Source organism: uncultured Parabacteroides sp., assembly GCF_902493135.1.
Taxonomy (GTDB): domain Bacteria; phylum Bacteroidota; class Bacteroidia; order Bacteroidales; family Tannerellaceae; genus Parabacteroides.
The window spans coordinates 1-24,185 of record NZ_CABUOD010000005.1; the positions used below are offsets into that span (position 1 = coordinate 1).

The following is a 24,185-nucleotide window of genomic DNA, read 5'->3' on the forward strand; positions in this document are numbered from 1 at the left end:
ATAAGCTGGCATAGTCCATAGATAAAGGCGGTTAGCATATTTTGCTGCCCCGAAAATGACGAAGAACCAAAAACTTATATTGTAAGATTCCTTTTTTGGTATATTTCATACGATTTCCGAATTTTGGTGCGGTTGCCACGAAGTTGTTGAATGAGCAGTGTCCGGAGTGTTCAATCATTTATTTCGTTATATCGAACTCACGTTACTTACTTTTTTTCGAGATCTTCGATTCTTTTCACCAAAACATCGATCAGGCGGGAGTTTGATTTAACCAACTCTCGCAGATCTTCACTGTTATCCACATTAACGATACTGCTGTCGCGGGTAATCCATACCCGACCGTAATCTCTTTGCGAGTTGTTATAAGTATCTCCGCTTATTTTTGTGAAAAGTTCCGTAGCAGACATATTGAGGACTTCTGCTATTTTATTCAAGCGGGTAAGTGTAAGGTCTGTTTCTCCATATTCAATTTTGCAATATGCACTTGTCGATAAATTGAGTTTTTCGCTCATTTGCTCTTGCGTAAGATTTCTTTCCATTCGCAATAAATGAAGACGTTGCCCTACCAATTTCTTTAAGTCAGCTGTCATATCGTAAAAAATTGAATAATATTTATTTAATGTCGGGCAAATGTAATAATTATTGTGGACATATCCGATTTTGGCATTCGTTATTTTTCTTATTTTATGGATGTACCTGAACGGTTGAACATGAATCCGGCGTTATTGCCGTCAAAAGGATTTATGGTTTTTTCATTTAGGAGTACGGGCTAAAGGGCGGACTCAATTGCCAAAACGTTTATTTGACGTACGGTTGTAGTCGGTTTACCGTATTATTCTACGGATGGATTGGGTTTGAACATGTGTATTCTTTTTTGATGTCGAGAGGTAGAAAACCTTGTAGTCCGCATAGCCGTTTCGAGAGTCAGTAATAAAGCTTCCTGTTTATTATTGTTGAATTTTTCCGGCCCTTGCCCCGTTCTTTTTTATTATTTCGGCAATATTTCGTATATTTACAGCCTATTATGGCTTATGAGCAATTGCCGCAGAGCCTGGGATGATGCAAAAGATTTGGATAGATATATGAGACCGGAAGATATTACTGAACAGGACGATAACGAAGAAATAAAGGATACGGAAGAACAATCGGTTGCTGATGGGGACAGGGATGAAACTGTCGGGACGGAAGCAAGTCAGGAGACACATTCGGAATATAAGATACCGGGCAAATCGGAAAGTCGGGTGTCTTATCATTTGTCGGGGATGTATCAGGATTGGTTCCTCGATTATGCCTCCTATGTGATTTTGGAGCGTGCCGTTCCGCATATCAATGACGGATTGAAACCCGTACAGCGTCGAATCCTGCATTCTATGAAGCGGTTGGATGACGGGCGCTACAATAAGGTGGCGAACATTGTCGGACATACCATGCAGTTCCACCCGCACGGCGACGCTTCCATCGGTGATGCACTGGTACAGCTCGGACAGAAAGACTTGTTGATCGACTGCCAGGGGAACTGGGGTAATATCCTCACCGGCGACGGTGCGGCGGCTCCGCGTTATATCGAGGCCCGCCTCTCCAAATTCGCGCTGGAAACGGTTTTCAATCCGAAAACGACTCTTTGGCAACTTTCCTACGACGGACGAAACAAGGAGCCGGTGACGCTTCCCGTCAAGTTCCCTTTGCTGCTGGCGCAAGGTGTGGAAGGGATCGCTGTGGGGCTTTCTTCCAAAATACTGCCGCATAACTTCAACGAACTTTTGGATGCGTCCGTCGCTTATCTGCGGGGGGAAGAGTTTACCCTGTATCCCGATTTCCAGACCGGCGGATATATTGATGTCTCGAAATATAATGACGGTGAACGCGGCGGTTCCGTGAAGGTGCGTGCCAAGATCACGAAACTGGACAACAAGACGCTTGTCATCAGCGAGATCCCATATGGAAAGACGACCTCCACCTTGATCGAATCGATCCTGAAAGCAAACGATAAGGGAAAGATCAAGATCAAGAAAGTGGATGATAATACGGCCCGCAACGTGGAGATACTCGTGCACTTGGCTCCGGGCGTCTCTTCCGACAAGACGATCGATGCGCTGTATGCTTTTACGGATTGCGAGATCAGCATTTCGCCGAACTGTTGCGTCATCATGGACAACAAGCCGCATTTCCTGACGGTGAGCGATGTGCTGAAACATTCGACCGACGACACGCTGCACTTGCTCCGTACCGAACTGCAAATACAAAAAGGGGAACTGGAAGAATCGCTCTTCTTCGCCTCCCTGGAAAAGATATTCATTGAAGAACGTATCTACAAGGACAAGGAATTTGAAGAGGCGAAGGATATGGACGAGGCGGTTGCCCACATTGACAAGCGCCTTGACCCGTTCAAACCGCACTTCATCCGCGAAGTGACCCGCGAGGATATCCTGAAACTGATGGAGATCAAGATGGGGCGCATCCTTAAGTTCAATACGGACAAGTGTAATGCGACCATTGCCCAGTATCGGGAAGACATTGCCAAGATCGACGACCATCTGGCGCATATCGTCGATTATACGGTCGACTGGTTCATGATGCTGAAAGAAAAATACGGCAAGAGCTATCCGCGCATGACCGAAGTGCGCAGCTTCGACACGATCGAGGCGACCAAAGTGGTCGAGGCGAACGAGAAACTGTATATCAACCGTATCGATGGATTTATCGGGACTGGCTTGAAGAAAGACGAATATGTCTGCAATTGTTCCGACATCGACGACGTGATCATCTTTTATCGTAGCGGTAGCTACAAAATCGTGAAAGTCAGTGAAAAGATGTTCGTCGGAAGGGATATCCTTTACCTCAATGTCTTCAAGCGGAACGACAGTCGTACGATCTATAATGTGATTTACCGGGATGGGAAGGCCGGCTATAATTATATCAAGCGTTTTGCCGTGACAGGTGTGACGCGTGACAAGGAATATGACATTACCAAAGGAACGGAAGGTTCGCGCATCCTTTATTTCAGCGCCAATGCCAATGGCGAAGCCGAGACGGTGAAGGTGATCCTGAAACCGAAACCCCGTCAGAAGTTGCTTGTCTTTGAAAAGGATTTCAGCGAGATTGCGATTAAGGGGCGCGGTTCTATGGGGAACATCCTGACAAAGGCGGAAATACATAAGATCAGCCTGAAGCAGAAAGGAAGTTCGACATTGGGAGGCCGTATGGTCTGGTTCGACCGCGATGTATTGCGCCTGAATTACGATGGGCGCGGGGAAGAGTTGGGCGAGTTCCAGAGTGAGGATCTGATCCTGGTGATCCTTCAGAATGGCGATTTCTATACGACCAACTTCGATCTGAGCAATCATTACGAGCCTAATATATTGAATATCGAGAAGTTTGATGCGAATAAAGTCTGGACGGCCGCCCTTTATGATGCCGATCAGAAGTATTACTACCTGAAGCGTTTCCAGCTGGAGGTCGGAAGCCGTAAGCAGAACTTCCTCGGCGAGAATCCGAAGAGCCGCCTGATGTTGTTGACTGATGAGGCCTATCCGCGGATCGAGGCGGTGTTTGGAGGGCATGACTCTTTCCGTGAACCGTTGGTGTTGGATGCGGAAGAATTTATCGCCGTGAAAGGATTCAAGGCGAAAGGAAAACGTATTTCGACTTTTGATATAGAAACGATCAACGAACTCGATCCCGTCCGTTTTGCCCCTACGTTACAACCGCAGGAGCAAAATGACGGCGATGAAGAGGATACGGATTCCCTTGCCGGGGAATTGCCCTCCTCGCAAGGGAGCAACTCGGATATTATCGACGAGATTACCGGGCAAATGAAACTTTTCTGAATTGAAAGTTAGAAATTAAAAATTAAAAAAAATACATGTCGGCTTTCGGTTTCCAATTTTCAATTTTCAATTTCCTTTTTCTGGCTTTGCCTCTGATGGCTCAGTCCGTTGAGGACGAAGCGCCGCGCTCGGTCAACGAGAGCACGATGGTCGGGATTGGCGGTTATAACTTGCGGGATACCTATCTCTCGCCCAGTACGGACATCAATTATACGGGTTGGGTGGCACGTGTCCTCAATGAACGGATGAAGGTCGTGCGGCTGGCAGACTATCACGTGTCCCGCCAGCAACTGATCAACGTGGAGTTCGGTTCGACACGTAACGGCGCGGAGACGGCAAACGAATATGCCGGATTCGTGGATTACAGCCTGGGTTATCATTACCGTTTTCCGCAAGTGCTGCCCGGATTGAAGGCCTTGGCCGGAGCATCCGCACGCCTCGCGGGTGGGTTTATCTATAATACGCGTAACAGCAATAATCCGGTTTCCGGCAAGGCGGACTTCGACGTGAACCTCTCGGCCATGGCAATCTATAATTTCAAGATCAAGGACTTCCCGTTCACATTCCGTTACCAGGCGGAGATGCCGTTTGCCGGCGTGCTCTTCTCGGTGCATAAGGGCGAGCCCTATTATTTCTTGACACAAGGCAGCAAGGACGGGGTCGTACGGTTCAGTTCGTTCCATAACAAGTTTGCGATGAGGAACTATTTCACGCTCGATGTGCCGGTGTCCGGCTTTACAGTCCGTGTCGGCTATTTGAACAGCATGTACCGGACGGATGTGAACGGCATCAAGACGCATGTTCTCTCCAACTCGTTTATGATCGGGCTTGTGAAAGAGTTCGTCTCTTTCGGAGGCAAGCGTTTGAAGAGCGAGCGGCATCGGTACAAAAGCGCGGTGTATTTTTGAATGCCGGGGGATTATCTTCCGGCAAAAGATATAAAATTAAAATCATGAAAACAAGCATTATACATTGCCTTCTTCTCTTTTGCTTCCTGTTCTCCGGTTGCGAGAAAGCGACGAAATATAACTCGTCTCCCCGTGAGAACTTCGAGGCGCTTTGGCGTATCATGGACGAGAACTACTGTTTCTTTGCCTTCAAGGATGTGGATTGGGACGACGTGTACGACCGCTACAACCTGCTTGTGGGAGACACGATGAATCAGTACGAACTGTTCGATGTCCTCGGCAAGATGCTTGCCGAGGTAAAAGACGGGCATACCAACCTGGTCTCTTCTTTCGACATGTCCCGTTATTGGGCTTGGTATGAAGATTATCCGGCCAACTTTTATAAAGAAATACAGGACAATTATCTCGGTACGGACTATAAGATTGCCGGGGGAATGAAGTACAAGCGTTTGGCGGACGATAAGATCGGATATGTCTATTACGGCAGTTTTTCGAGTGGCGTAGGTGAAAACAACCTCGATTATATGTTTGCGTATTTCAAGGAATGCAAAGGGTTGATATTTGATGTGCGCGACAATGGGGGCGGCTCCATGCTTTATTCCGACCGCATCGCCTCGCGTTTCCTTAAGGAAAGGATTCTGACGGGTTATACGCAGTATAAGAAAGGAAACGGACATAACGATTTTACCCAGCCCAGTCCGGTCTATCTTTCCCCGTCTGACCGTACCTGTTGGCCTTATCCGGTCGTCGTGTTGACTAATCGGCATTCCTACAGCGCCACGAACGATTTTGTCAATGTGATGCGTCTCCTTCCGCAAGTCACGGTCATGGGCGACCGTACGGGAGGCGGTAGCGGTTTGCCTTTCAGTTCGGAATTGCCGAACGGATGGAGTGTCCGTTTCTCGGCCTGCCCGGTCCTGGACGTGAACAAACAGCACACGGAGTTCGGAATCGATCCGGATATTGCGGTAGCCATTACGGGAGAAGATATTATGAAAGGGCGGGATACGATCATAGAGGCGGCGATAGGGTTGTTGTTGGCAAAAAGCGATTCGGCAGAAGCGAAAGCTGCGAAATAAATAAAAGCTAATCTTTACCGTGTTGCGTAATGGTGAGGTCTTCATTATATACGGCGCCGAATGGTTGGTCTTTTGTTGAACTTTAAAAAGAAGCGTCCGGATGAAAGGATGAGGAAAACGAGCCGGTTTCGCCCGCGTCCAAAAACAGCAACCCCCCGTCGTTGCCGGCTGGGGGTTGCTGATGTATGCTGCTGTCTCCTGCTTTTGTTAGCGTGGGAAGGGATCAGAAACGTCTTTTCTTGCGGGCGTCGCGTGCGGCGGCTGTCCGTTTCCACGGGCGGTCGTTGTCGCGTTCGTCTTTGCGGAAGGTGCGGTCCGAACGGTCGCCACCCCGGCGTCCGCCCTCTTTGCCTCCGTCTCGTTTGCCCTTGTAGCCGCCTTCGTTCCGGCCATAGCTTCGTTTGCCGCCACGTCCTTTGCCGTCACCTTCGCCCTTCTTGCCCTGTGCGGGTTCGACGGAGATGCGGCGTCCGTCCACTTCAAACCCGTTCATGCTGTCCATCACGCGCTGTGCTTCACCCTCTTCCACTTCGAAGAAAGAGAAGTTGTCGCGCAGGTCGATCTTGCCGATGCGCACCTTGCCCGGCACGCATTTGTTGACCAGTTCGATCAGTTGGTTCGGATAGAGCCCGTCGGCCTTGCCGAAGTTGAGGAAGAAGCGCGAATAGCCCTCTTCGGCCGCATACGCACGGCGTTCGCCCCGTTCACTGCGGGCGGCGCGTTCATCCACCTGCTGGATCTCGTCGGCATCCTTATAGTAGTCGATCATACGGTTGAACTCCAAGGAAACGACACGCTTGATGATGTCCTCCTTGTCCAACCATTCCAGCTTGCGGTATATCTGGGGCATCAGGGAGGCGATCTCTTCTTCGTTCACCTTCACCTTTTCGATCTGGTCTACGAGGTTGAAAAGCTGCTTTTCGCAGATCGCATGTCCGGTAGGCATTTCGCCTTTCTCGAACTTCTTGTTGATGATCCGTTCGATCTCGCGTATCTTGCCTTTTTCCTTCACGTGGCAGATGGAGATGGAGATACCCGTCTTTCCGGCACGGCCCGTACGTCCGCGGCGGTGTGTGTAGGATTCCACTTCGTCGGGCAGGCCGTAGTTGATCACGTGTGTCAGGTCGTCCACGTCCAGGCCGCGGGCAGCCACGTCGGTGGCGACCAGGATCTGTATGTTCTTGACGCGGAACTTCTGCATCACGTAGTCGCGCTGCGCCTGGCTCAGTTCGCCGTGCAGCGAGTCGGCGTTGTAACCGTCCTGTATCAGTTTGTCGGCGATCTCCTGCGTCTCCTTGCGGGTGCGGCAGAAGACGATGCCGTAGATGTTCGGGTAGAAGTCGGCGATACGTTTCAGGGCCAGGTACTTGTCCTGTGCACGCACCATGTAGTAGATATCGCGGATATTCTTGTTGCCTTCGTTCTTGTTGCCGATCACGATCTCCTTCGGATTCTTCATGTACTTCTTCGTGATGGCAGCGATCTCCTTCGGCATGGTGGCCGAAAAGAGCAGCATGTTGCGGTTTTCCGGCACTTCGGCAAGGATGGCATTGATGCTGTCGGTGAAGCCCATGTTGAGCATCTCGTCCGCCTCGTCCATGATGACGTTCTTCACCAGGCTGAGGTCTACCGTCTTGCGGTTCATCAGGTCCAGCAGGCGTCCCGGCGTGGCCACGACCACGTGCACACCGCGTTTCAGCGTCTTGATCTGGCTCTCGATGCTGGAACCTCCGTAGACCGGGAGGACCTTCAGGTTGTCGATATACTTGGAGTAGTCGTTCAGGTCGTCGGCGATCTGCAGGCAGAGCTCGCGAGTGGGACAGAGTACGAGTGCTTGGGGCTGATATGTAGTCACATCGATTTTTTGCAGGATAGGAAGGCCGAAAGCGGCTGTCTTTCCCGTACCTGTCTGCGCTAATGCGATTACGTCGTTGTCGTCTCCCAGTAGGAAAGGAATCACTTCCTCCTGTACCGGCATGGGCGATTCGTAGCCCATTTCTTGAATTGCCTTCAGTATTGGTGCGGCAACTCCTAATTCTTCAAATGTTTTCAAAATGTGATATATGTATATATAATAAATTCAGAGTGGGGACAAAGATACGCAAATAATTCGGATACCGGTTAGTTTAGTATGATATCTTTTAATGTATCGCGCTCTTTTTCCGTGAGATGCAACCCGTTTGACAGATATTTGTCGGTCGAACCGTACTCTTTCTTTATCTTATGGAAGGCCAGGTCCAGCCATGTCTCGTTTGCACCGAGCAGCACGGTGATGGTTTCCTGGGCGTCCGTATTGAGATTGCGTGCCATATAGGCAAGGTGGCTCAGGTCTATATGGTTGTTCGAAGCCATATAGTCCTTCATGATCGTTTCTTCTGGTACGTCGAGAGCCGTCAGCAGCATGGCCGTCAGGAAACCTGCGCGGTCTTTCCCCATTGAGCAATTCACGAGGATCGGGTAGTTGTCTTTGTTGAGGAAGACTCTCAGGGCCTTGCCGAACTGTTCGCTGTTGTCCGTCACGTAGCTGATGTATGTATCCTGCATGTACACGAGCCCGTCGCCTTTGCGTATGCGCCCTTCTTCCAGGCGTCGGGCGATCCGGTCTTTGCCTTTTACCGGGATCGGGATGGAGATGATGTTCGCTCCTGTATATTTTTCCGGGGCGAGGGCTATTTCGTCTTCTCCCCGGAGGTCGATGACCGTTTTGATCTTCAGGTTGTCCAGCCGGATGGTGTCGTTGCGGCTAAGCGCCTTGAGCTCGCCCGAACGGAATATTTTGCCCCAGCCGGTCATACGGCCCCCGTGTTCGCTGAAATAGCCTCCTATGTCGCGCAGGTTCTGGACGCTGTCCATCTGTACCGAGCGGGCGCCGACGGTGTGGTAGTATTTGTCGTTGAACGACAGGAGGAAGTATTTGCGGGTGATGTTGTCGTTCGTGATGTAGGTCACCCGTCCGTCGTTGATGTCGGCGTAGCTGCACGGTCGCGACATGTCGAAGGAGTTGGGGGTGTCGGATACGTAAAGTTTCATCACTCCGTCGGTATGGGGGTCCGTTTCCCATTTGATAATATAGTTGCCGATGTCGTCACGCAGGCAGATGGCGCGAATCTCAGGTGCTCTGCCGGAGCTGCATCCTGACAATAAGGTCACACTGGTGAACAAGAAAAGAATCCGTTTCAATATCATATTTCTACTACTCATGTAAAGCAAAGATAGTGAAAAACATGTGTCTTTATACCCCTTTATCTTCCCGGTTAATGATATTTAAGACTGGGAGAGGTAGGAGGATGCAAATTCTTTAGAAATGTAATTGTCGTAGCTGCGGCAGACCTCGGTGGCCAGATCGATCCCGCACCGGATGATGTTCGCCCACGTCTGCTGTGGCAGGGTGGCGAGGTCGCGGTGGCGGACATTATATTTTAACAGACCGTAGAGGAGGCCTGCATTGAAGTTGTCGCCGGCTCCGATCGTGCTGACCGGGCGGATGGCGGGCGAATCGAAATGACGGCGCAGGTCGCCGTGGTAGAGGTTCACGCCTCCGGCTCCGTGGGTGGTGATGAAACGGTCGCAGTAGAAACGGATATGGTCGGTGTAGACCTTTTCACTGTCGGCCTCCCCGAAGATATTGAGGAAGTCCTCGTCCGAGCCGCGTACGATATCGGCATATTCGAAGTTCTCGAGCAGTGTCGGGGCGAGGCGTATCGCTTCGTGGGCGTGCGCCTTTCGGAAATTCGGATCGTAGTAGAGGATCGCCTTGCGCTGGCGTGCATGGTCGAGGAACTCCGACATCCGCTCCCTGAGCGCGGGGTTCAGCGAATAGTAGGAGCCGTAGATGAAGATGTCGTCTTCGTTGATCTCCGGCAGGGGCACGTCGAGGCGTTGCTTCGGATAATCCTTGTAGAAGGTGTAGTCGGCATTGCTGTCGTCGTCCAGGAACGCGAGCGAGATCGGGCTTTTGCCGTCCGGGAAACGGTCGACATAGCGGGTGGAAAGGTTGTTTTCCTTCATGAAGTTGCGGATGATGTCGCCGACGCGGTCGTTGCCCACTTCGCTGATGAAGGAGACGGGCACTCCGAGGCGTCCTAACGAGACGAGGCCGTTGAAGGTCGACCCGCCGGGAACTGCCGTATGGGGTTGGTTGTTCCTGAATAGGATGTCGAGAATGGTTTCTCCGATGCCGATTACCTTCCTCATGCTGTTTATTGGTTTCCGGTTTTACACTGTTCGCGGCTTTTCGAACCCAGGTAACCGCCGTGATGCCGTTTGGCATAGTCGGGATAGCCGAAGTTGATGCGTTTCATGGTTCCGACTACCAACAGGTCGCCTATCACCGTCATGACCGTGGTCGATGTGGTGGGGGTGAGGCCTAAGGGACAGACTTCTTTCGGCGCACCGGTCGGCAGGCAGATCGTCGCTTCGGCTGCCAGCGGGCTGTCGGGGTTGCCGGTGATAACGATAAACTGCATCTCCGGTACGAGGCCGCGCGTCAACTCCACCAGTTCGAGCAGTTCGCGTGTCTTGCCGGAGTTGGAGATGAGCAACATGACATCGTTCTTGCGGACAATACCGAGGTCGCCGTGCTGCGCTTCGCTGGGATGCAGGAAGTAGGCGGGCGTGCCGGTCGAGCAGAAGGTGGTCGCGATGTTCATGGCGATCTGCCCGGCTTTGCCCATACCGCTGGTGATCAGGTTTCCGCCGAGTTCGTGCACATGCTTCACAATGAGTGTCACAGCCTCTTCATAGCCGCCGGTTATCGGAATATTGCGTACTGCTTCAGCTTCTTGTTGCAGAATAGACGAGATTGCTTCGTTTATCATAGCTTTTAAAATGATTCTATATAGTGTTATGAACTTAACAAAGTACAAAAGTATCTATTTTAATGATACCTGCACATGGAATGACCTATATTTTTGCTGCTTTATTGGGGTTTGACGAACCCTATTGGATTACGGGGTTTGTTGTTCTGTTTGTTTTTCTGTGCCAGTTGCGCCAGGGCGAGGTAGATCTCGTCAAATTTTTCTTCATTTTCTTCAGTGATGTCTTCTAACGCCTCGATCCGGTCTTTTAGTTCTTTGAGCAGGGGCGAGGGAGTGGAGTTGAGCAGGTATTGGCGCATGGCGACGAAAGCACGCATGATTGAAATATTCACCTCTATTGCGATATCGCTCTTCAACAGTCCTGATAACATGGCGACACCTTGTTCTGTAAATGCAAAGGGACGTTTCCGGGTTCCACCCCAACTTGATGTCACAAATTGTGATATCAAGACAGACCATTCGTCAGTGGTTAGTTGGAACATAAAATCGGGAGGAAAAACGCTTTATATTCCTTTTGACAGCTTGGTTGAGGGAACGGGTATCTGATTGGTATAATTCAGCCAGGTCGAAATCTAAAATGACCTTCTGCCCTCTGATCTCGTAAATCTTACTCTGTATCGTTCGTAATTCCATAGTAAAGGAGTTTTAATTTGAGGGCCAAGGTAGTTAAAAAAAGTCTGTAAACAAATATTTATTGTACTTTTGTGCCCTCTAATGAATGGATAATGGAAAAAGATTACTTCTCACATATTTTACCGAACGGTTTGCGTCTCGTACATCTCCCTGCTGCTTCCCCGGTGTCGTACTGCGGTTTTGCCGTGAATGCCGGGACACGGGATGAGGAAGCGGACGAGTTCGGCTTGGCTCACTTTGTCGAACACATGATCTTCAAAGGGACGGAAAAACGCAAGTCCTGGCATATCCTGAACCGGATGGAGAATGTGGGAGGGGAGCTGAACGCCTACACCACAAAGGAGGAGACTTTCGTCTATTCCATCTTTATGGAGGAACATTTCCGGCGGGCTTTCGAGCTGCTGGCTGACCTGGTGTTTCATTCGCAGTTCCCGGAGCAGGAGATCGAGAAGGAGGTGGATGTGATCCTGGACGAAATCAATTCGTATGAGGACAGCCCTTCGGAACTGATCTTCGATGAGTTCGAGAATTTGCTGTTCGACGGCCATGCGCTGGGACATAACATCTTGGGGGACGAACAGTCGCTGCTCGGTTTCGGCAGCGAGTCCGGCAAGTCGTTTATGAGGCGGTTCTATGCCCCTGAAAACATGGTGTTCTTCTCGATGGGCCGGATTCCGTTCAGGAAGATCGTGCAGATGGCGGAAAGCACCTTGTCGGATATCGCTTTCCCGATGGCGGCAAGTAACCGGACGGCACCCGGTGAGATTCTTCCCGCCAGCCGCCAGATACACAAAGATACCCATCAGGCGCATGTGCTGATCGGAGGACGGGCATACAGCATGCACGACGAGAAGCGCCTGCCGCTGTTCCTGCTGAACAACCTCTTGGGAGGTCCGGGCATGAACAACCGTTTGAATGTCTCTCTCCGTGAAAAGAACGGGCTTGTTTATAACGTCGAATCGAACGTGACCTCTTATACCGATACGGGACTGGCAAGCATCTATTTCGGGACCGATCCGAAAAACAAGGAGAAGGCGATCAGGCTCGTTCATAAGGAACTGGTGAAGCTACGCGAGGTGAAACTGACCGCAACCCAGTTGGCGGCGGCCAAGAAGCAGGTGATCGGGCAGTTGGGCGTCTCCGGCGATAACCGGGAAGGCCTTTTCTTGGGGTTGGGCAAGAGCTTCCTCCATTATAACCGCTACGACACCCTGCCGGAAGTCTTCGCCAAGGTGGAAAGACTGACCGCCGAAGAGATACGGGAGGTCGCCAACGAGGTCTTTGCGCCTGAACGGTTGTTCAGCCTGATCTATCAATAAGAAGCGTTTACCAGCATTCCGCCTTGTCCTTCAGCTCCGGCAGCTTGTTTTTATCGAACACCGGGCTCTTGATCCCGCTACGTTTCTGTGCCCTGTAATCGTTCAGCAGCAGGAAGGCCTGCTTGCTCAGCAACGAGATGGCGACCAGGTTACAGATCGTCATGAAAGCCATCATGATGTCTGCCAGGCTCCAGGCGAGCTCCAGGCTTGCCAACGCTCCGAACATCACCATGCCGCCGACCGCCAGGCGGTAGATGTAGAGCACGCTTTTCTTCGGCGTGATGAAACGGATGTTCGCCTCCCCGTAATAGTAGTTCCCGATGATGCTGCTGAAAGCGAACAGAAAGATCGCTACGGCAACGAATATCCCTCCGGCTTTTCCTACTTCGAGCGTCAGGGCATGCTGTGTCAGTTGCACCCCGTTTACCGAACCGTCCAGCGGCGCCCCGCTGAACAGGATGATAAAAGCCGTGCAGGTACAGATCAGCAGGGTGTCGGTGAAAACACCCAAGGTCTGGATCAATCCCTGTTTGACCGGATGCGTGACGGATGCCGTAGCCGCTACGTTCGGAGCCGATCCCATACCGGCCTCGTTGCTGAACAGGCCGCGTTTGATCCCTTGCATCAGGGCGGCGCCGACTGTACCGCCTAACGCCTGTTCCCATCCGAAAGCGCTGCCTACGATCAGCTTGATGACGTCCGGCAGTTCCGTGATGTTGAATAGCACGATCCCCAATGCGAGCGCCACGTATCCCAGTGCCATCGCAGGGACGATCACGCTGCTCACTTTGGCTATTCGCTGGATCCCCCCGAAGATGATGGCAAGCGTCAGTACCGTCAGTATCGTACCGATCACCGCCGGATCGAACCCGAACGAGCCCTGCATGGCGGCGCAGATCGTGTTGCTCTGTACAGAGTTGAACGCGAAGCCGAAGGTGATGGAGATCAGGATGGCGAACAGTACGCCCATCCAGTTCAATCCCAACCCGTACCGCATATAGTAGGCCGGCCCTCCGATGAAGGAATCCTTCCCTTTCCGTTTGTAAAGCTGTGCGAGCGTAGACTCGACAAATGCGCTGGCCGAGCCTAAAAGGGCGATGATCCACATCCAGAACACCGCTCCCGGACCTCCTACGGCGATGGCTGTGGCCACCCCGGCCAGGTTGCCTGTCCCGACACGGCTGGCGAGCGATACGGCGAATGCCTGAAAGGATGAGATGTGTTTGTCTCCCTCGTGGGCTTTGTTGGCGGAGTCGCCGAGTACGCGTATCATCTCCCGGAACATACGGAATTGGACAAAACGGGTTTTGAAGGTGAACCGGAAGGCGCATCCCAACAGCATGATAATTAAAACATACGACCATAGGAGGTCGTTAATCTCGCTGATCCAGTTGTTCAGTATTTCCATTTTGGCAGTTTATCGTCTTGATAATTACGTGAATATTAAGCTACAAACCTAAAGAAAATATTTTGTATGGACAAGAATATCCGGATAACCGTACTGAAATATATCTTAATATGCCATATCTTTATCGCTCTCCCGGCTATTATTCTGTAATATTTAAATTCAGCACTCACGCAAATAAATATTTCTGTATCTTTGGGAGGTTTAAATAAGGTATGAAATTATGAAGGCAATAGAACTGAGTCTGATCAAAGACAATTTTATCGAGATCATAGGAAAAGAGTGGATGCTGGTAAGCGCCGGCGACAAGGACAAGTTCAACATGATGACGGCAAGCTGGGGAGGCGCAGGTTTCCTGTGGAACAAGCCGGTTGTGTTTGTCTTTATCCGTCCGGAACGTTATACCCGCGAGTTTGTCGATGCGAAGGGCGCTTTCACGCTTTCCTTCTTGGGGGAAGAGCATAAGGACGCCCACAAGATTTGCGGTTCGAAGTCGGGACGGGACATCGACAAGGTGGCTGCTACGGGTTTGACGCCCCGCTTTACCGATCTGGGTAACCCTTGTTTCGAGGAATCGCGCCTGACGCTTGAATGCAAAACCCTTTACGTGACTAAGATGGATAAGGATCATTTTGTCGATCCCGCCTTATACGAAAAGTGGTACAGCGCCATGGCGGGGAACCCGCACAACGTCTATGTGGCGGAAATACTGAATGCCTGGGAGAGATAAATCGGAAACTTTCTTTATTTTTGCCGGAAACACAACAAAAACACTATGTCTGATACTATGTCAATACGTCTATGGGTTATGACGTTGTTATTCTTCGTCCTTCCCCGTTTGTATGGATCGGATCATCCTTTCCCTGCTTTGCGTTTCGGACATATATCGGTAGAAAACGGACTCCCGACGGACGAGGTGCGCCAGGTGTATCAGGACAAGGACGGGTATATCTGGATCGCCACCAATAGCGGGCTGTGCCTCTATGACGGCTATCAGATTAGGACTTTCAAATCGAACCTGCATACGCCCGGACTGTTGAGCAACAATACCATCAACTGCATCACGGATGACAACCGGCATAACTTGTGGATTGCGACCTACGACGGGGTGAACGTGCTGGATAAGACGAACGGGCAGATACGGAAAATCACCTGTCCGGGATTGCAGCGCAGCATAGTGGACCGCCTGCTGGTCACCTCTTCCGACCGTGTGTTTATCGGGACGGAGACGGGTGTATTCGAATATCTTCCCGGGCAGGATTCCTGCATCGCCTTCAAACCCGGTATCGTGAAGGGGTCTGTCAAGGCTTTGGTCGAAGACTCCAGGCGGAACCTGTGGATCGGAACCTGGTCTGACGGTATCTTCCGGTACGACGGGCAGAAGGATGAGGTGTATGCCTATCCGGCGTTGAACGAGTTGAATTCCGCTTTCGGTATATTCGAGGACAGCAAGCAACGTATCTGGGTCGCCTCGTGGGGCTACGGCTTGTTCCTGCTTGAGAACCCCTATGAGCCGGAGCATTTGGGCTGGAAGCAGTTCCGGCATGACGACAACGATCCGAACAGCCTTTGCTATGATATCGTCTACGACATGGAGGAAGACCTGAATACGGGGACACTCTGGGTAGGGACCCGTGGCGGGTTAAGCGTGCTTTACGACGAAGAGAACGGCCTGTTCCGGAACTACTGTCCGGACAATTCGGATAAGTCCGTACATTATAATGATGTCAATTCCGTATTCCGGGACGACGAAGGGATGATGTGGCTCGGATTGTTGGGAGGAGGGGTGAATACGGTTATTACCCGCAAACCGGAGTTTAGGCTGGACCGGTTGGAGGCGATCGATAACCCGCTGCTTACGAACTCTTCTGTCCGCAGTCTGATGGTGGACAGGGAAGGGCTGCTTTGGATAGGTCTGGGGAGTTGGGGATTCTTCGTCCATGACCGTGCGGCCGGGAGTTATACCCACAATCTGGATTTGCCGGAGTTCAGGAAGTTAGGCCGTCTGCCTACGGTCAATACGATCGTCCAGTCTCCTACTTCGGAGCGGATTTGGCTGGGGACGTATGACTGGGGAGCTGTTTCTTACGACCGGTCGCTGCCTGCCGGCGAGCAGGCGCAGTTGCTTGACTACGGCTCCGCCCCCTGGTTGCCTAACCAGTGCATCTTTTCGATTTGTGAAGACCGGGAACGGAATACCTGGTTCGGTACCCGTAACGGCATATGTGTCCTTATGGCAAACGGCGAGGGTGTCCGGTTCGATTCCGTGAAACTGGATGGCACTTCTGTCAATGCTTATGCTTATCAGGCTATCGTGCAGGATTCGCAGGGGCAAATCTGGACCGGAACGAATAACGGCGGGGTGATCAGGATCACCGGCGATTTGTCGCGGCCGGGTGAAATGTCGTTTGAACGCTATTCTCTCGACGAAGATAAGTTGATCAGCATTTCCGTCCTCTCTCTCTTTATCGACAGCCGCAAACGTCTTTGGGCGGGGACGGAAGGAGGGGGGCTTAACCTCTATGATCCGGAGCAGGACCGGTTCATCCCGGTGCACAAACTTGCCAATTTGCCCGGCGACGCCATCTTCAGCATCCAGGAGGACCGGCAGGGGAACCTTTGGATGGGTACGAACGTAGGCCTGATGAAAGTCCGTATCCCGGACAATCTTTCGGATGTGGCCTACCGCCTGTACACCGTTTCCGACGGCTTGCAGGATAACATCTTTTACCGGAACACGGCTTTTACCGATACCAACGGCGAGATGTTCTTTGGAGGATACCGCGGCTACAACAGTTTTTTTCCCGACCGGATGACGGACGAAGAGACGTTCCCGCCGGTCCGGATTACGGATATCAAAATATACAATCGTTCCTGGTCTCTGCTCGATGCGGAGGAGAAGGAGGAGATATCCCGGCTGGCACCCGATTTTACGGACCGTATCCGGTTGGACTACCGTAAGAATAACTTCAGCATCGAGTTTGCCGCCTTGAGTTTCTCCAATCCCCGGCAGATTAAATATGCTTATAAACTGGAAGGTTTCGATTCAGGCTGGCAGTATGCCGATGCCTCGCATCCTTTGGCCTATTACAATAACCTGAAGCCGGGGACTTACAGCTTCCTGCTCAAATCGACCAATTCTAACGGGACTTGGAACCAGACAGCCAGGCATCTGTCGGTCGTGATTTTGCCGCCGCCCTGGAAATCGGGGTGGGCGTATGCCGGCTATGTCCTTTTGTTGTGCCTCTTGGCGTATGCCGCTTACCGGATCGTGCATTACCGGATCGAGATGCAGAACGCCTTGCATCTAAGCAGCCTCGAACAGGCGAAGGCGGAGGAGGTGAACCATTCCAAATTGCAGTTCTTTACGAATATCACGCATGAATTGTTGACCCCGCTCACCATCCTGTCGGCTGCGGTGGACGAGTTGAAGAGGATCAGTCCGCAGAACGAGGAGCACTATCAGGTCATGACGAACAATATCAACCGCCTGATTCGCCTGCTCCAACAGATACTGGAATTCAGGAAGGCGGAGACCGGCAACCTGAAGTTGAAGGTCTCGCAGGGCGACCTGGCTGCGTTTGTCCGCAACAGTGTGGATAGTTTCCGTCCGCTGATCAAGAAGAAGGAGATCAACTTCTCACTGGTCTGCCGGCCCGAACAGTTGCCTGCCTGGTTCGACACGGACAAGGTAGACAAGATCTTGTATAATCTCCTGTCCAATGCCGCCAAATACAACGAGCCCGGCGGTGTGGTCCGTGTGGAGCTGTCGGTCGTTGAACCGGGGAAAGCCGGGATCGTCATAAAAGATAATGGAAAAGGGCTCTCGCCGGAGGCCGTGAAGAACCTGTTTAAGCGGTTTTACGAAGGTGACTATCGCAAGTTCAAGACGATCGGAACGGGTATCGGGCTTTCGCTGACCAAAGACCTAGTACAGTTGCACAAAGGAAACATAACGGTGTCGAGCAAACAGGACGAAGGTACCGCCTTTACCGTGATCATCCCTATCCGTCGTGATTATTATCTCCCCGAAGAGGTCGATGAAAGCATACGGGTTCAGACAACTCCGGCGACTGCCGTTCCCGTCTTGAAGGAACCGGAAACCGAACCCGCGAAGCCGGCCGATCACCTCCGGACTCTGCTGTTGATCGAGGATAATGAGGACCTGTTGCATCTGATGGTCCGCTTGTTGAGTCCGACCTACAAGGTCTTTACCGCTACCACCGGAAAAGAGGGGATGGCGATTATCGGCCGGGAAGATATCGACCTGATCGTCTCCGACATCATGATGCCCGAAATGGATGGGATCGAGTTCTGCAAACGGATGAAAGGCTGCCTTGAAACCAGCCATATCCCTATCGTCCTGCTGACGGCGAAGAATCGGGAGGAAGACCGGGCGGAGGCGTATGACGCCGGTGCGGACGGCTTCATTACGAAGCCGTTCAACCTGAGCGTGCTCCACGCCCGTATCAATAATTTGTTGAAGCAGAAGGAACGTGTGTCGGGCGACTTTAAGAAACAGTTGGTGTTCGAGACAAACGAACTCAACTATACGAGCCTCGACGAGAATTTCCTACAGCAGGCGATCGATTGTGTCAACCGCCACCTGTCGGACCCCGACTTCGACCAGCAAGTATTCCTCGATGAAATGGGTACGAGCAAATCCACCCTCTACCGCAAGCTGAAATCGCTTACCGGACTCAACTCTTCCGCCTTTATTCGGAACATCCGCCTGAAGGCAGCCTGCCGGATCATGGAAGAGAAGAAGCATATCCGCGTTTCCGAATTGGCTTATGCCGTCGGCTTTAACGACCCGAAGTATTTTAGTGTCTGTTTCAAGAAGGAATTCGGCATGCAGCCCAGCGAGTATCTGGAGAAGTTTGTGCCGGAATAACCGCCCTGTATATCTTTGAGGTCCGGCTTAGACGATGCCCAGTTCGCGGAGCATCTGTTCCGTGTGCGTCAGGAAATATTTCGTCAGTTGGTAATGTTCCGTTTCTTCGAAAGAAGTCAGGCGGGCGCCGTCTTCGTCTATGTTGTAGATGTCGGCTCCCGGATAAGCCATCAGTATCGGAGAATGGGTGGAGATGATGAGCTGGCATCCCTGGTCCACCAACTCTTTTATCCGTACGAGCAGCGACAGTTGGCGCTGGGGGGAAAGGGCGGCTTCCGGCTCGTCGAGGATATAGAGCATGTTCCGTTCTCCGTAATTGAGGAACGTGCTGAGGAAACTTTCACCGTGCGACTGTTCCAACAGGCGTCGTCCCCCATAGCGTGCCATGGAGTAGTCGCGCCCGTATTTGAGGATGTCGCGCATCGATTGGGCATCGATCTCGCGGGCATGGTCAAAAAAGGATTCGGCACGGAAAAAGAAATGGTCGTCTGGCTTGCGCACTTCCACTAAGCGAATCTGGTCGGGCAAGACATTGGCGAGGACCTTGTGGCTCTCGTCTCCATCGTTCAACATGCCTTGTAAATCTTCGTTGCGTCGCTCGTATTTATACATGACGGCCTCTAACAAGGTCGATTTGCCGATCCCGTTTTCTCCCACTAAGAACGTGACGGACTTCGTGAATACCAGTTCGTCCATATACCGCACGGCTGCTGCCTTGTACGGATATTTCAGGTCTTCTACCGGCCCCGACACCTCGTCCGGATTGATTAGTTTGATTTGCTTCAGATAAACCATGATATAGTTGACAATTGAAAATTAGAGAAAGCCGGGCTTTCCCGATACTAAGATACGAAAGAAAAGTAACTTTCAACTTTAAATTCTGCAAAACTTGATCTCTGCATGTTCCGCCTATCCTGTAATCCCTTATTTTCCGTACATCTACGGTACGCGATATCTTCTGGGCGGAGCACGCAGGGAGACATACGTTTTTGAAGTTCACTTAAATGACAGGTACGGTGCGAGCCGTTTCTTGTCCGTATCAGTAAATTCTTCAATCAGTTGCAGGTTCTCCCACCCGGAGAGCCTGCTTTTTTGTTTTCGGAGCTGTTCGATCGCTTTTGCCTGCCGGTAGTCGAGGTAAGGATGCTTGCGGAGGGCGGCGGCAGGCAATGTGTTGACCTCTAACCGGCGTATGTGGAGCGTGTCGAGGGTGAACCAGGGGGCGAGGGCCTGGTAGCGTTCTTCGTCGATCCCGTACACTTCCGCTAATTGGCTGACATCGTAGAAGCCGCCCAAGAGCTCCCTGTACTTCACGATCCGCCGGGCGAAGGTGCTGCCGATGCCGGGGACTTTTTTCAGGATCGTGGTGTCGGCGGTGTTGAGCTCGACAAGGGTCCCTGGCGTGTACTTTTCCGTCCGGGGGTAAGGGGAATATTCTTTCCGTTTCTTCCCTGCAGGGTAGGATCTGTTACCTGCAAGGGCGGAATTTTTACCTTTAAGGGTATTTTTATTTCCGTTCGGATGGGATACGGATTCCTGCCGGATAGAATCGGTTTCCCTTTCGGATGTGTTTTTTCCGGTGATTATCCGTTTTTCGCCCGATGCCTGTCGGTTTTCCGTTCGATGGGCATCCGTCTGCGAAGCGATAGGCATCCGTTTCCCGTCTGTCCAAAGCAATAAAATCCAGGAAATGGTGATAAGGCAAAGGAGCAAAGTCAGTGCCCTCCGTTCGCCTTTGGAGAAATAGAGAAGGTCGCGCCAGTTCATAGTCGAATCTGTTTATGGTTTGATGTTCCGTAGTCGTTTTATATGAGAGATACTTTGCGCCTGATGTATAATGTCTAATACTTCGATTTGTTTAGCCGTTATACGGTAGACGATCAGATGGGTGGGAAGGACAATTCTTCTATATCGTTTATCTTTTGTCGGAAGATAAGGATATTCCCCATGTAGCAAGTAGTCTGTGGCTAATTGCCGTACTTTTTCAAATATAAGGTTCTCGTATTGGATTGCTATTTGTTCACCGAAGTTCTCTTTTCCATATGTAAAGATTTGGTCGACTGATGAATAAAAAAGCAAAGAGGCGATTACCGGTTTTGCCTTTGTTCCCTCCATTGTTGCATCATTTTTTTACCGTCTTCAAGTGTATAGAAAGGTCCTTGTTCGGCTTCGCGAATCATGTTCGCGAGCTGTTCGGTGGAAAGCGTTCCGCTTTCGGTAGCAGGATCGAATCCGTAGCGGGAAGTTCTTTCTTCTCTTATCTGCTGCATTTCTTTCCAAGTAGGAAATGGATCTTCTGTCGTTTTCCGGAAAGATACCGCTCTTTTCTTTCGAATGGTTTTGATCTCCATAAGGCAATTGTTATTAAGTGAATACTCTTTCACAAAGGTAGAAGTTCCCTGCGGATAAGCAAGGGACTTCCCGGTTTATTTTAAAATAGTTTCTTCAACTGGTCGAGCAGGCCCAGTTCGTTCAGGAATACGATGCCGATGACGATCGGGGAGACGTATTTCATGAAGAAGACATAGATGGAGAAGAGGCGGAACTTGATCGTTCCTTCGTTGGTCAGCTCAGCTTTCAGGATCTTCTTGTCGACACGCGTCCCGACGAAGATGCAGGTCAGCATTCCCCCTAACGGCAACATGATTTTGGCCGTCAGGTAATCCAGCGCATCGAAAAAGATCAGTCCGCCTATCGTGAACTCTTTCAATAACCCGAACGAGAGTGAACTGAGTATGCCTAAGAATAAAACGCCGGCAGAGACGAACCAGGCCGCTTTCTTCCGTGTCATATGGAACTCTTCATGGATATAGGCGGTAACCACCTCATGCAGGGAAATGGTGGAAGTCAGCGCCGCCATCGCCAGCAGGATATAGAAGATAAGCGACCACAAGCTGCTGAACGGCAACTGCTCGAATACGTAGGGCAGGGTGATGAATACCAGTTGGGCGCCTGCCGACGGGGCGATCCCGAAGCTGAAGACGGCCGGGAAGATCATGATCCCCGCCAGGACCGCCACGAAGGTATTGATGATCGTCACCTGCCAGGCCGTCGCCAGCATATTGGTGTCTTTTCCGAAATAAGAAGAATAGGTAATCAGGCAACCCATGCCGAGGCTCAGCGAGAAGAACGCCTGCCCGACGGCACTCAGCACGACGGATGAAGTCAGCTTGCTGAAATCCGGTTTGAACAGGTACACCAGCCCCGCTTCCGCATTCGGCAACGTGACGGAGCGTATGCACATTACGACCAGGATGAGGAACAGGAGCGGCATCATGATCTTGGAAGCCCGCTCGATCCCTTTCTCCACACCCGAAGCGATCACGAAATGCGTCAGCCCGATAAAGATCGCCGTCCAGAAGATCGGTCGCCAGACATTGGAAGAGAAGTTGTCGAAGTCGGCGGTAAAGTCCACGCCTGGCGTACTGTAAAGGCTGCCGTTCACCGTCTGCCAGACATATTCGAGTGTCCAGCCGGAGACGACCGCATAGAAGCCTAAGATCAGGAAAGCCGCTAAGATGCCGTTGTATCCGATCCAGCACCATTTGGTTCCGGGAGCCATCTTCTTAAACGAGCCGACCGTATTGCTGCGGGAGTACCGGCCGATGAAGAATTCGGTTATCATCACCGGAATGCCTAAGAATACCATGAAAAGAATATAGATGAGCAGGAACGCGGCGCCGCCGTTCGTTCCTAACATATAGGGAAAACGCCAGATGCTTCCCAGTCCTACGGCGCATCCGACGGTAGCCAGGATAACTCCGAGTTTGCTACCGAATGTGACTCTGTTGTCCGCCATGTTTGAATGAATAATTAAGAATTAAAAATTAAGAAATAATAGCCCTCTTGTCACTCTCCCTTTTCAACTTTCCTCTTCCGACTGTTGAACCGTTCCGTCCTTGATGTGGATCACGCGGTCCGTATCGGTTGCCAGTTGCTCGTCGTGCGTGACGATCACGAATGTCTGGTGCATCTGGTCACGCAGGTCGAAGAAGAGCTTGTGCAATTCTTCCTTATTCTTGGTGTCCAGACTGCCCGAAGGTTCGTCGGCAAGGATCACGGACGGGTTGTTGATGAGGGCGCGGGCAACGGCTACGCGCTGTTTCTCTCCGCCCGACAGTTCGTTGGGCTTGTGGGACATCCGGTCCGTCAGGTTCATGAAGTCGAGGATCTCCTTCGCCCTTTTCTCTGCCGCAGCCGGTTTTTCACGGGCGATCAGTGCCGGGATCATCACGTTCTCCAAAGCCGTGAACTCCGGCAAAAGCTGGTGGAACTGGAAGACGAAGCCGATGTTCCGGTTGCGGAAAGCGGCCAGTTTTTCTTCGGAAAGACGTACGGTTTCGGTCCCGTTTATATACAGTTTGCCGTTGTCCGGCGCATCGAGTGTCCCGATGATCTGGAGCAGGGTCGTCTTGCCTGCCCCGCTCGGGCCGACAATCGCCACGACCTCGCCCTCGCCTATCGTCAGGTCGATTCCTTTCAAGACTTGCAGGGAGCCGAAGCTCTTGGTTATTCCTTCTGTTTGTATCATGTCAGTCTTCTACTTTCATTTGGTTAATGACATAGGAGGCTAAGTAGCATCCGAATATGGCAGGCATATAAGATACCGTGCCGGTCGTGGTGCGTTTGCATTGCTCGCCTTCCACTTCTATGATGGCATCCGGATTGGCGATCTCGGTGGAGAAGACAACCGGGATCCCTCTGTTTACACCCAATCCGCGCAGCCGCTTGCGTACGGCTTTTGCCAGGCCGCAGTTGCAGGTCTTCGAGATATCCGCGATCCTGACCTGCGACGGGTCCCGTTTGGCTCCGGCGCCCATCGAGGAAACGACGGGGATATCTTTCTTATAAGCGTGATACAAGAGGAATACCTTCGGGCTGAGGGAGTCGATCGCGTCGATGACGAAATCATATCGGGTCGCCGAGAGCACCTCTTCCGTCCGCTCGTCGCGCAGGAACTCGTTCAGGACGTTTAGTTTCAGCCTCGGATTGATATCCGACAGGCGACGGGCTACAACTTCGGCTTTCGGCATTCCTAACGTCGAATGTAACGCCGGCAGTTGGCGGTTGATATTGCTCTCGTTCACCGTGTCGGCATCGACAATCGTCATGTGGCCGATTCCGGCCCGGCATATCTGTTCGGCGGCATAAGCGCCCACACCTCCTAATCCTACTATCAGCACATGGCTATGTGCAAGCTGTTCCATCCGGTCGGCCCCTAACAAAAGCTCCGTCCGTGTGTTCCAATTGTAACTCATTAAAATGATTTTGAATGCAAAAGTAATAAATCATTCAGAAAGGCC

At 51.5% G+C, this 24,185-nt stretch carries 19 protein-coding genes and 1 pseudogene; 6 read left to right on the top strand and 14 right to left on the bottom strand.

Features of this window, described 5'->3' with window-relative positions; translation table 11 throughout:
• Positions 1-206: 206 nt before the first annotated feature.
• The gene (locus RDN79_RS03375) at positions 207-590 is read right to left on the bottom strand and encodes a helix-turn-helix domain-containing protein (RefSeq protein WP_298553866.1); all 384 of its coding nucleotides are present in this window, start codon (positions 588-590) and stop codon (positions 207-209) included.
• 492 nt (positions 591-1,082) lie between these two features.
• Here RDN79_RS03375 and RDN79_RS03380 point away from each other — a divergent pair, with 492 nt between their 5' ends.
• The 3 genes from RDN79_RS03380 to RDN79_RS03390 are packed head-to-tail and all read left to right on the top strand — an operon-like array spanning position 1,083 to position 5,814.
• Complete coding sequence (locus RDN79_RS03380) at positions 1,083-3,827, top strand: DNA gyrase/topoisomerase IV subunit A (RefSeq protein ID WP_298553868.1); 2,745 nt, start codon at positions 1,083-1,085, stop codon at positions 3,825-3,827.
• A 35-nt stretch (positions 3,828-3,862) separates the two neighbouring features.
• Complete coding sequence (locus tag RDN79_RS03385; protein ID WP_298553870.1) at positions 3,863-4,735, top strand: DUF3316 domain-containing protein; 873 nt, start codon at positions 3,863-3,865, stop codon at positions 4,733-4,735.
• A 44-nt stretch (positions 4,736-4,779) separates the two neighbouring features.
• Positions 4,780-5,814 (top strand): S41 family peptidase, encoded by a 1,035-nt coding sequence (locus RDN79_RS03390; RefSeq protein WP_298553871.1) that lies wholly within the window; start codon positions 4,780-4,782, stop codon positions 5,812-5,814.
• Between the two features lie 223 nt (positions 5,815-6,037).
• Here the strand turns inward: RDN79_RS03390 and RDN79_RS03395 are convergent, their stop codons facing one another.
• From RDN79_RS03395 to RDN79_RS03415, 5 genes and pseudogenes are all read right to left on the bottom strand, one after another.
• Positions 6,038-7,810: a DEAD/DEAH box helicase gene (locus RDN79_RS03395; protein WP_298554137.1), complete on the bottom strand. Its 1,773-nt coding sequence runs from the start codon at positions 7,808-7,810 to the stop codon at positions 6,038-6,040.
• A 125-nt stretch (positions 7,811-7,935) separates the two neighbouring features.
• Positions 7,936-9,000, bottom strand: a complete 1,065-nt coding sequence (locus RDN79_RS03400; RefSeq protein ID WP_308572905.1) for a tyrosine-protein phosphatase — start codon at positions 8,998-9,000, stop codon at positions 7,936-7,938.
• A gap of 78 nt (positions 9,001-9,078) precedes the next feature.
• Entirely contained in the window at positions 9,079-10,008 is a 930-nt protein-coding gene (locus tag RDN79_RS03405) for a carbohydrate kinase (RefSeq protein WP_298553875.1), read from the bottom strand.
• 5 nt (positions 10,009-10,013) lie between these two features.
• Positions 10,014-10,631: an SIS domain-containing protein gene (locus tag RDN79_RS03410; RefSeq protein WP_298554140.1), complete on the bottom strand. Its 618-nt coding sequence runs from the start codon at positions 10,629-10,631 to the stop codon at positions 10,014-10,016.
• Between the two features lie 101 nt (positions 10,632-10,732).
• Positions 10,733-11,264, bottom strand: a pseudogene (locus RDN79_RS03415) (ORF6N domain-containing protein).
• 92 nt (positions 11,265-11,356) lie between these two features.
• On the opposite strand from RDN79_RS03415, the gene RDN79_RS03420 reads away from it, so the two are divergent.
• Positions 11,357-12,583, top strand: coding sequence for a pitrilysin family protein (locus RDN79_RS03420; RefSeq protein WP_298553877.1), 1,227 nt, complete (start codon positions 11,357-11,359; stop codon positions 12,581-12,583).
• 7 nt (positions 12,584-12,590) lie between these two features.
• On the opposite strand, the gene RDN79_RS03425 is transcribed toward RDN79_RS03420, so the two are convergent.
• Positions 12,591-13,991, bottom strand: coding sequence for a sodium:alanine symporter family protein (locus tag RDN79_RS03425; RefSeq protein ID WP_298553879.1), 1,401 nt, complete (start codon positions 13,989-13,991; stop codon positions 12,591-12,593).
• A 220-nt stretch (positions 13,992-14,211) separates the two neighbouring features.
• On the opposite strand from RDN79_RS03425, the gene RDN79_RS03430 reads away from it, so the two are divergent.
• Entirely contained in the window at positions 14,212-14,718 is a 507-nt protein-coding gene (locus RDN79_RS03430; protein ID WP_298553882.1) for a flavin reductase family protein, read from the top strand.
• A 78-nt stretch (positions 14,719-14,796) separates the two neighbouring features.
• Positions 14,797-18,882: a hybrid sensor histidine kinase/response regulator transcription factor gene (locus tag RDN79_RS03435; protein ID WP_298553885.1), complete on the top strand. Its 4,086-nt coding sequence runs from the start codon at positions 14,797-14,799 to the stop codon at positions 18,880-18,882.
• Positions 18,883-18,909: 27 nt separating this feature from the next.
• On the opposite strand, the gene RDN79_RS03440 is transcribed toward RDN79_RS03435, so the two are convergent.
• The 7 genes from RDN79_RS03440 to RDN79_RS03470 form a co-directional block, all read right to left on the bottom strand.
• Positions 18,910-19,677, bottom strand: a complete 768-nt coding sequence (locus RDN79_RS03440) for an AAA family ATPase (RefSeq protein ID WP_298553888.1) — start codon at positions 19,675-19,677, stop codon at positions 18,910-18,912.
• Positions 19,678-19,878: 201 nt separating this feature from the next.
• Positions 19,879-20,649 carry a helix-hairpin-helix domain-containing protein gene (locus RDN79_RS03445; RefSeq protein WP_298553891.1) on the bottom strand — a complete coding sequence of 257 codons (771 nt, stop codon included), beginning with the start codon at positions 20,647-20,649 and terminating at the stop codon, positions 19,879-19,881.
• A gap of 12 nt (positions 20,650-20,661) precedes the next feature.
• Positions 20,662-20,997 (bottom strand): type II toxin-antitoxin system RelE/ParE family toxin, encoded by a 336-nt coding sequence (locus RDN79_RS03450; RefSeq protein WP_298553895.1) that lies wholly within the window; start codon positions 20,995-20,997, stop codon positions 20,662-20,664.
• Positions 20,970-21,233, bottom strand: coding sequence for a hypothetical protein (locus RDN79_RS03455; protein WP_298553897.1), 264 nt, complete (start codon positions 21,231-21,233; stop codon positions 20,970-20,972). The genes RDN79_RS03450 and RDN79_RS03455 overlap by 28 nt, the downstream gene beginning before the upstream one ends.
• A gap of 80 nt (positions 21,234-21,313) precedes the next feature.
• Entirely contained in the window at positions 21,314-22,681 is a 1,368-nt protein-coding gene (locus tag RDN79_RS03460; RefSeq protein WP_298553900.1) for a sodium-dependent transporter, read from the bottom strand.
• Between the two features lie 63 nt (positions 22,682-22,744).
• A complete protein-coding gene (locus RDN79_RS03465) occupies positions 22,745-23,413 on the bottom strand; it encodes an ABC transporter ATP-binding protein (RefSeq protein ID WP_298553902.1) in 669 nt (222 codons plus the stop codon).
• Between the two features lies 1 nt (position 23,414).
• Positions 23,415-24,140 carry a tRNA threonylcarbamoyladenosine dehydratase gene (locus RDN79_RS03470; RefSeq protein WP_298553904.1) on the bottom strand — a complete coding sequence of 242 codons (726 nt, stop codon included), beginning with the start codon at positions 24,138-24,140 and terminating at the stop codon, positions 23,415-23,417.
• Positions 24,141-24,185: the final 45 nt, after the last annotated feature.

Bases quoted from the DNA above. Each gene is read 5' to 3' on its own strand.
- RDN79_RS03420 (WP_298553877.1), top strand. From the start codon at position 11,357: ATGGAAAAAGATTACTTCTCACATATTTTACCGAACGGTTTGCGTCTC.
- RDN79_RS03460 (WP_298553900.1), bottom strand. From the start codon at position 22,681: ATGGCGGACAACAGAGTCACATTCGGTAGCAAACTCGGAGTTATCCTG.
- RDN79_RS03430 (WP_298553882.1), top strand. From the start codon at position 14,212: ATGAAGGCAATAGAACTGAGTCTGATCAAAGACAATTTTATCGAGATC.
- RDN79_RS03410 (WP_298554140.1), bottom strand. From the start codon at position 10,631: ATGATAAACGAAGCAATCTCGTCTATTCTGCAACAAGAAGCTGAAGCA.
- RDN79_RS03400 (WP_308572905.1), bottom strand. From the start codon at position 9,000: ATGATATTGAAACGGATTCTTTTCTTGTTCACCAGTGTGACCTTATTG.
- RDN79_RS03465 (WP_298553902.1), bottom strand. From the start codon at position 23,413: ATGATACAAACAGAAGGAATAACCAAGAGCTTCGGCTCCCTGCAAGTC.
- RDN79_RS03455 (WP_298553897.1), bottom strand. From the start codon at position 21,233: ATGGAGATCAAAACCATTCGAAAGAAAAGAGCGGTATCTTTCCGGAAA.
- RDN79_RS03445 (WP_298553891.1), bottom strand. From the start codon at position 20,649: ATGAACTGGCGCGACCTTCTCTATTTCTCCAAAGGCGAACGGAGGGCA.
- RDN79_RS03450 (WP_298553895.1), bottom strand. From the start codon at position 20,997: ATGGAGGGAACAAAGGCAAAACCGGTAATCGCCTCTTTGCTTTTTTAT.
- RDN79_RS03395 (WP_298554137.1), bottom strand. From the start codon at position 7,810: ATGGGCTACGAATCGCCCATGCCGGTACAGGAGGAAGTGATTCCTTTC.
- RDN79_RS03405 (WP_298553875.1), bottom strand. From the start codon at position 10,008: ATGAGGAAGGTAATCGGCATCGGAGAAACCATTCTCGACATCCTATTC.
- RDN79_RS03390 (WP_298553871.1), top strand. From the start codon at position 4,780: ATGAAAACAAGCATTATACATTGCCTTCTTCTCTTTTGCTTCCTGTTC.
- RDN79_RS03425 (WP_298553879.1), bottom strand. From the start codon at position 13,991: ATGGAAATACTGAACAACTGGATCAGCGAGATTAACGACCTCCTATGG.
- RDN79_RS03385 (WP_298553870.1), top strand. From the start codon at position 3,863: ATGTCGGCTTTCGGTTTCCAATTTTCAATTTTCAATTTCCTTTTTCTG.
- RDN79_RS03440 (WP_298553888.1), bottom strand. From the start codon at position 19,677: ATGGTTTATCTGAAGCAAATCAAACTAATCAATCCGGACGAGGTGTCG.
- RDN79_RS03380 (WP_298553868.1), top strand. From the start codon at position 1,083: ATGAGACCGGAAGATATTACTGAACAGGACGATAACGAAGAAATAAAG.
- RDN79_RS03375 (WP_298553866.1), bottom strand. From the start codon at position 590: ATGACAGCTGACTTAAAGAAATTGGTAGGGCAACGTCTTCATTTATTG.
- RDN79_RS03470 (WP_298553904.1), bottom strand. From the start codon at position 24,140: ATGAGTTACAATTGGAACACACGGACGGAGCTTTTGTTAGGGGCCGAC.
- RDN79_RS03435 (WP_298553885.1), top strand. From the start codon at position 14,797: ATGACGTTGTTATTCTTCGTCCTTCCCCGTTTGTATGGATCGGATCAT.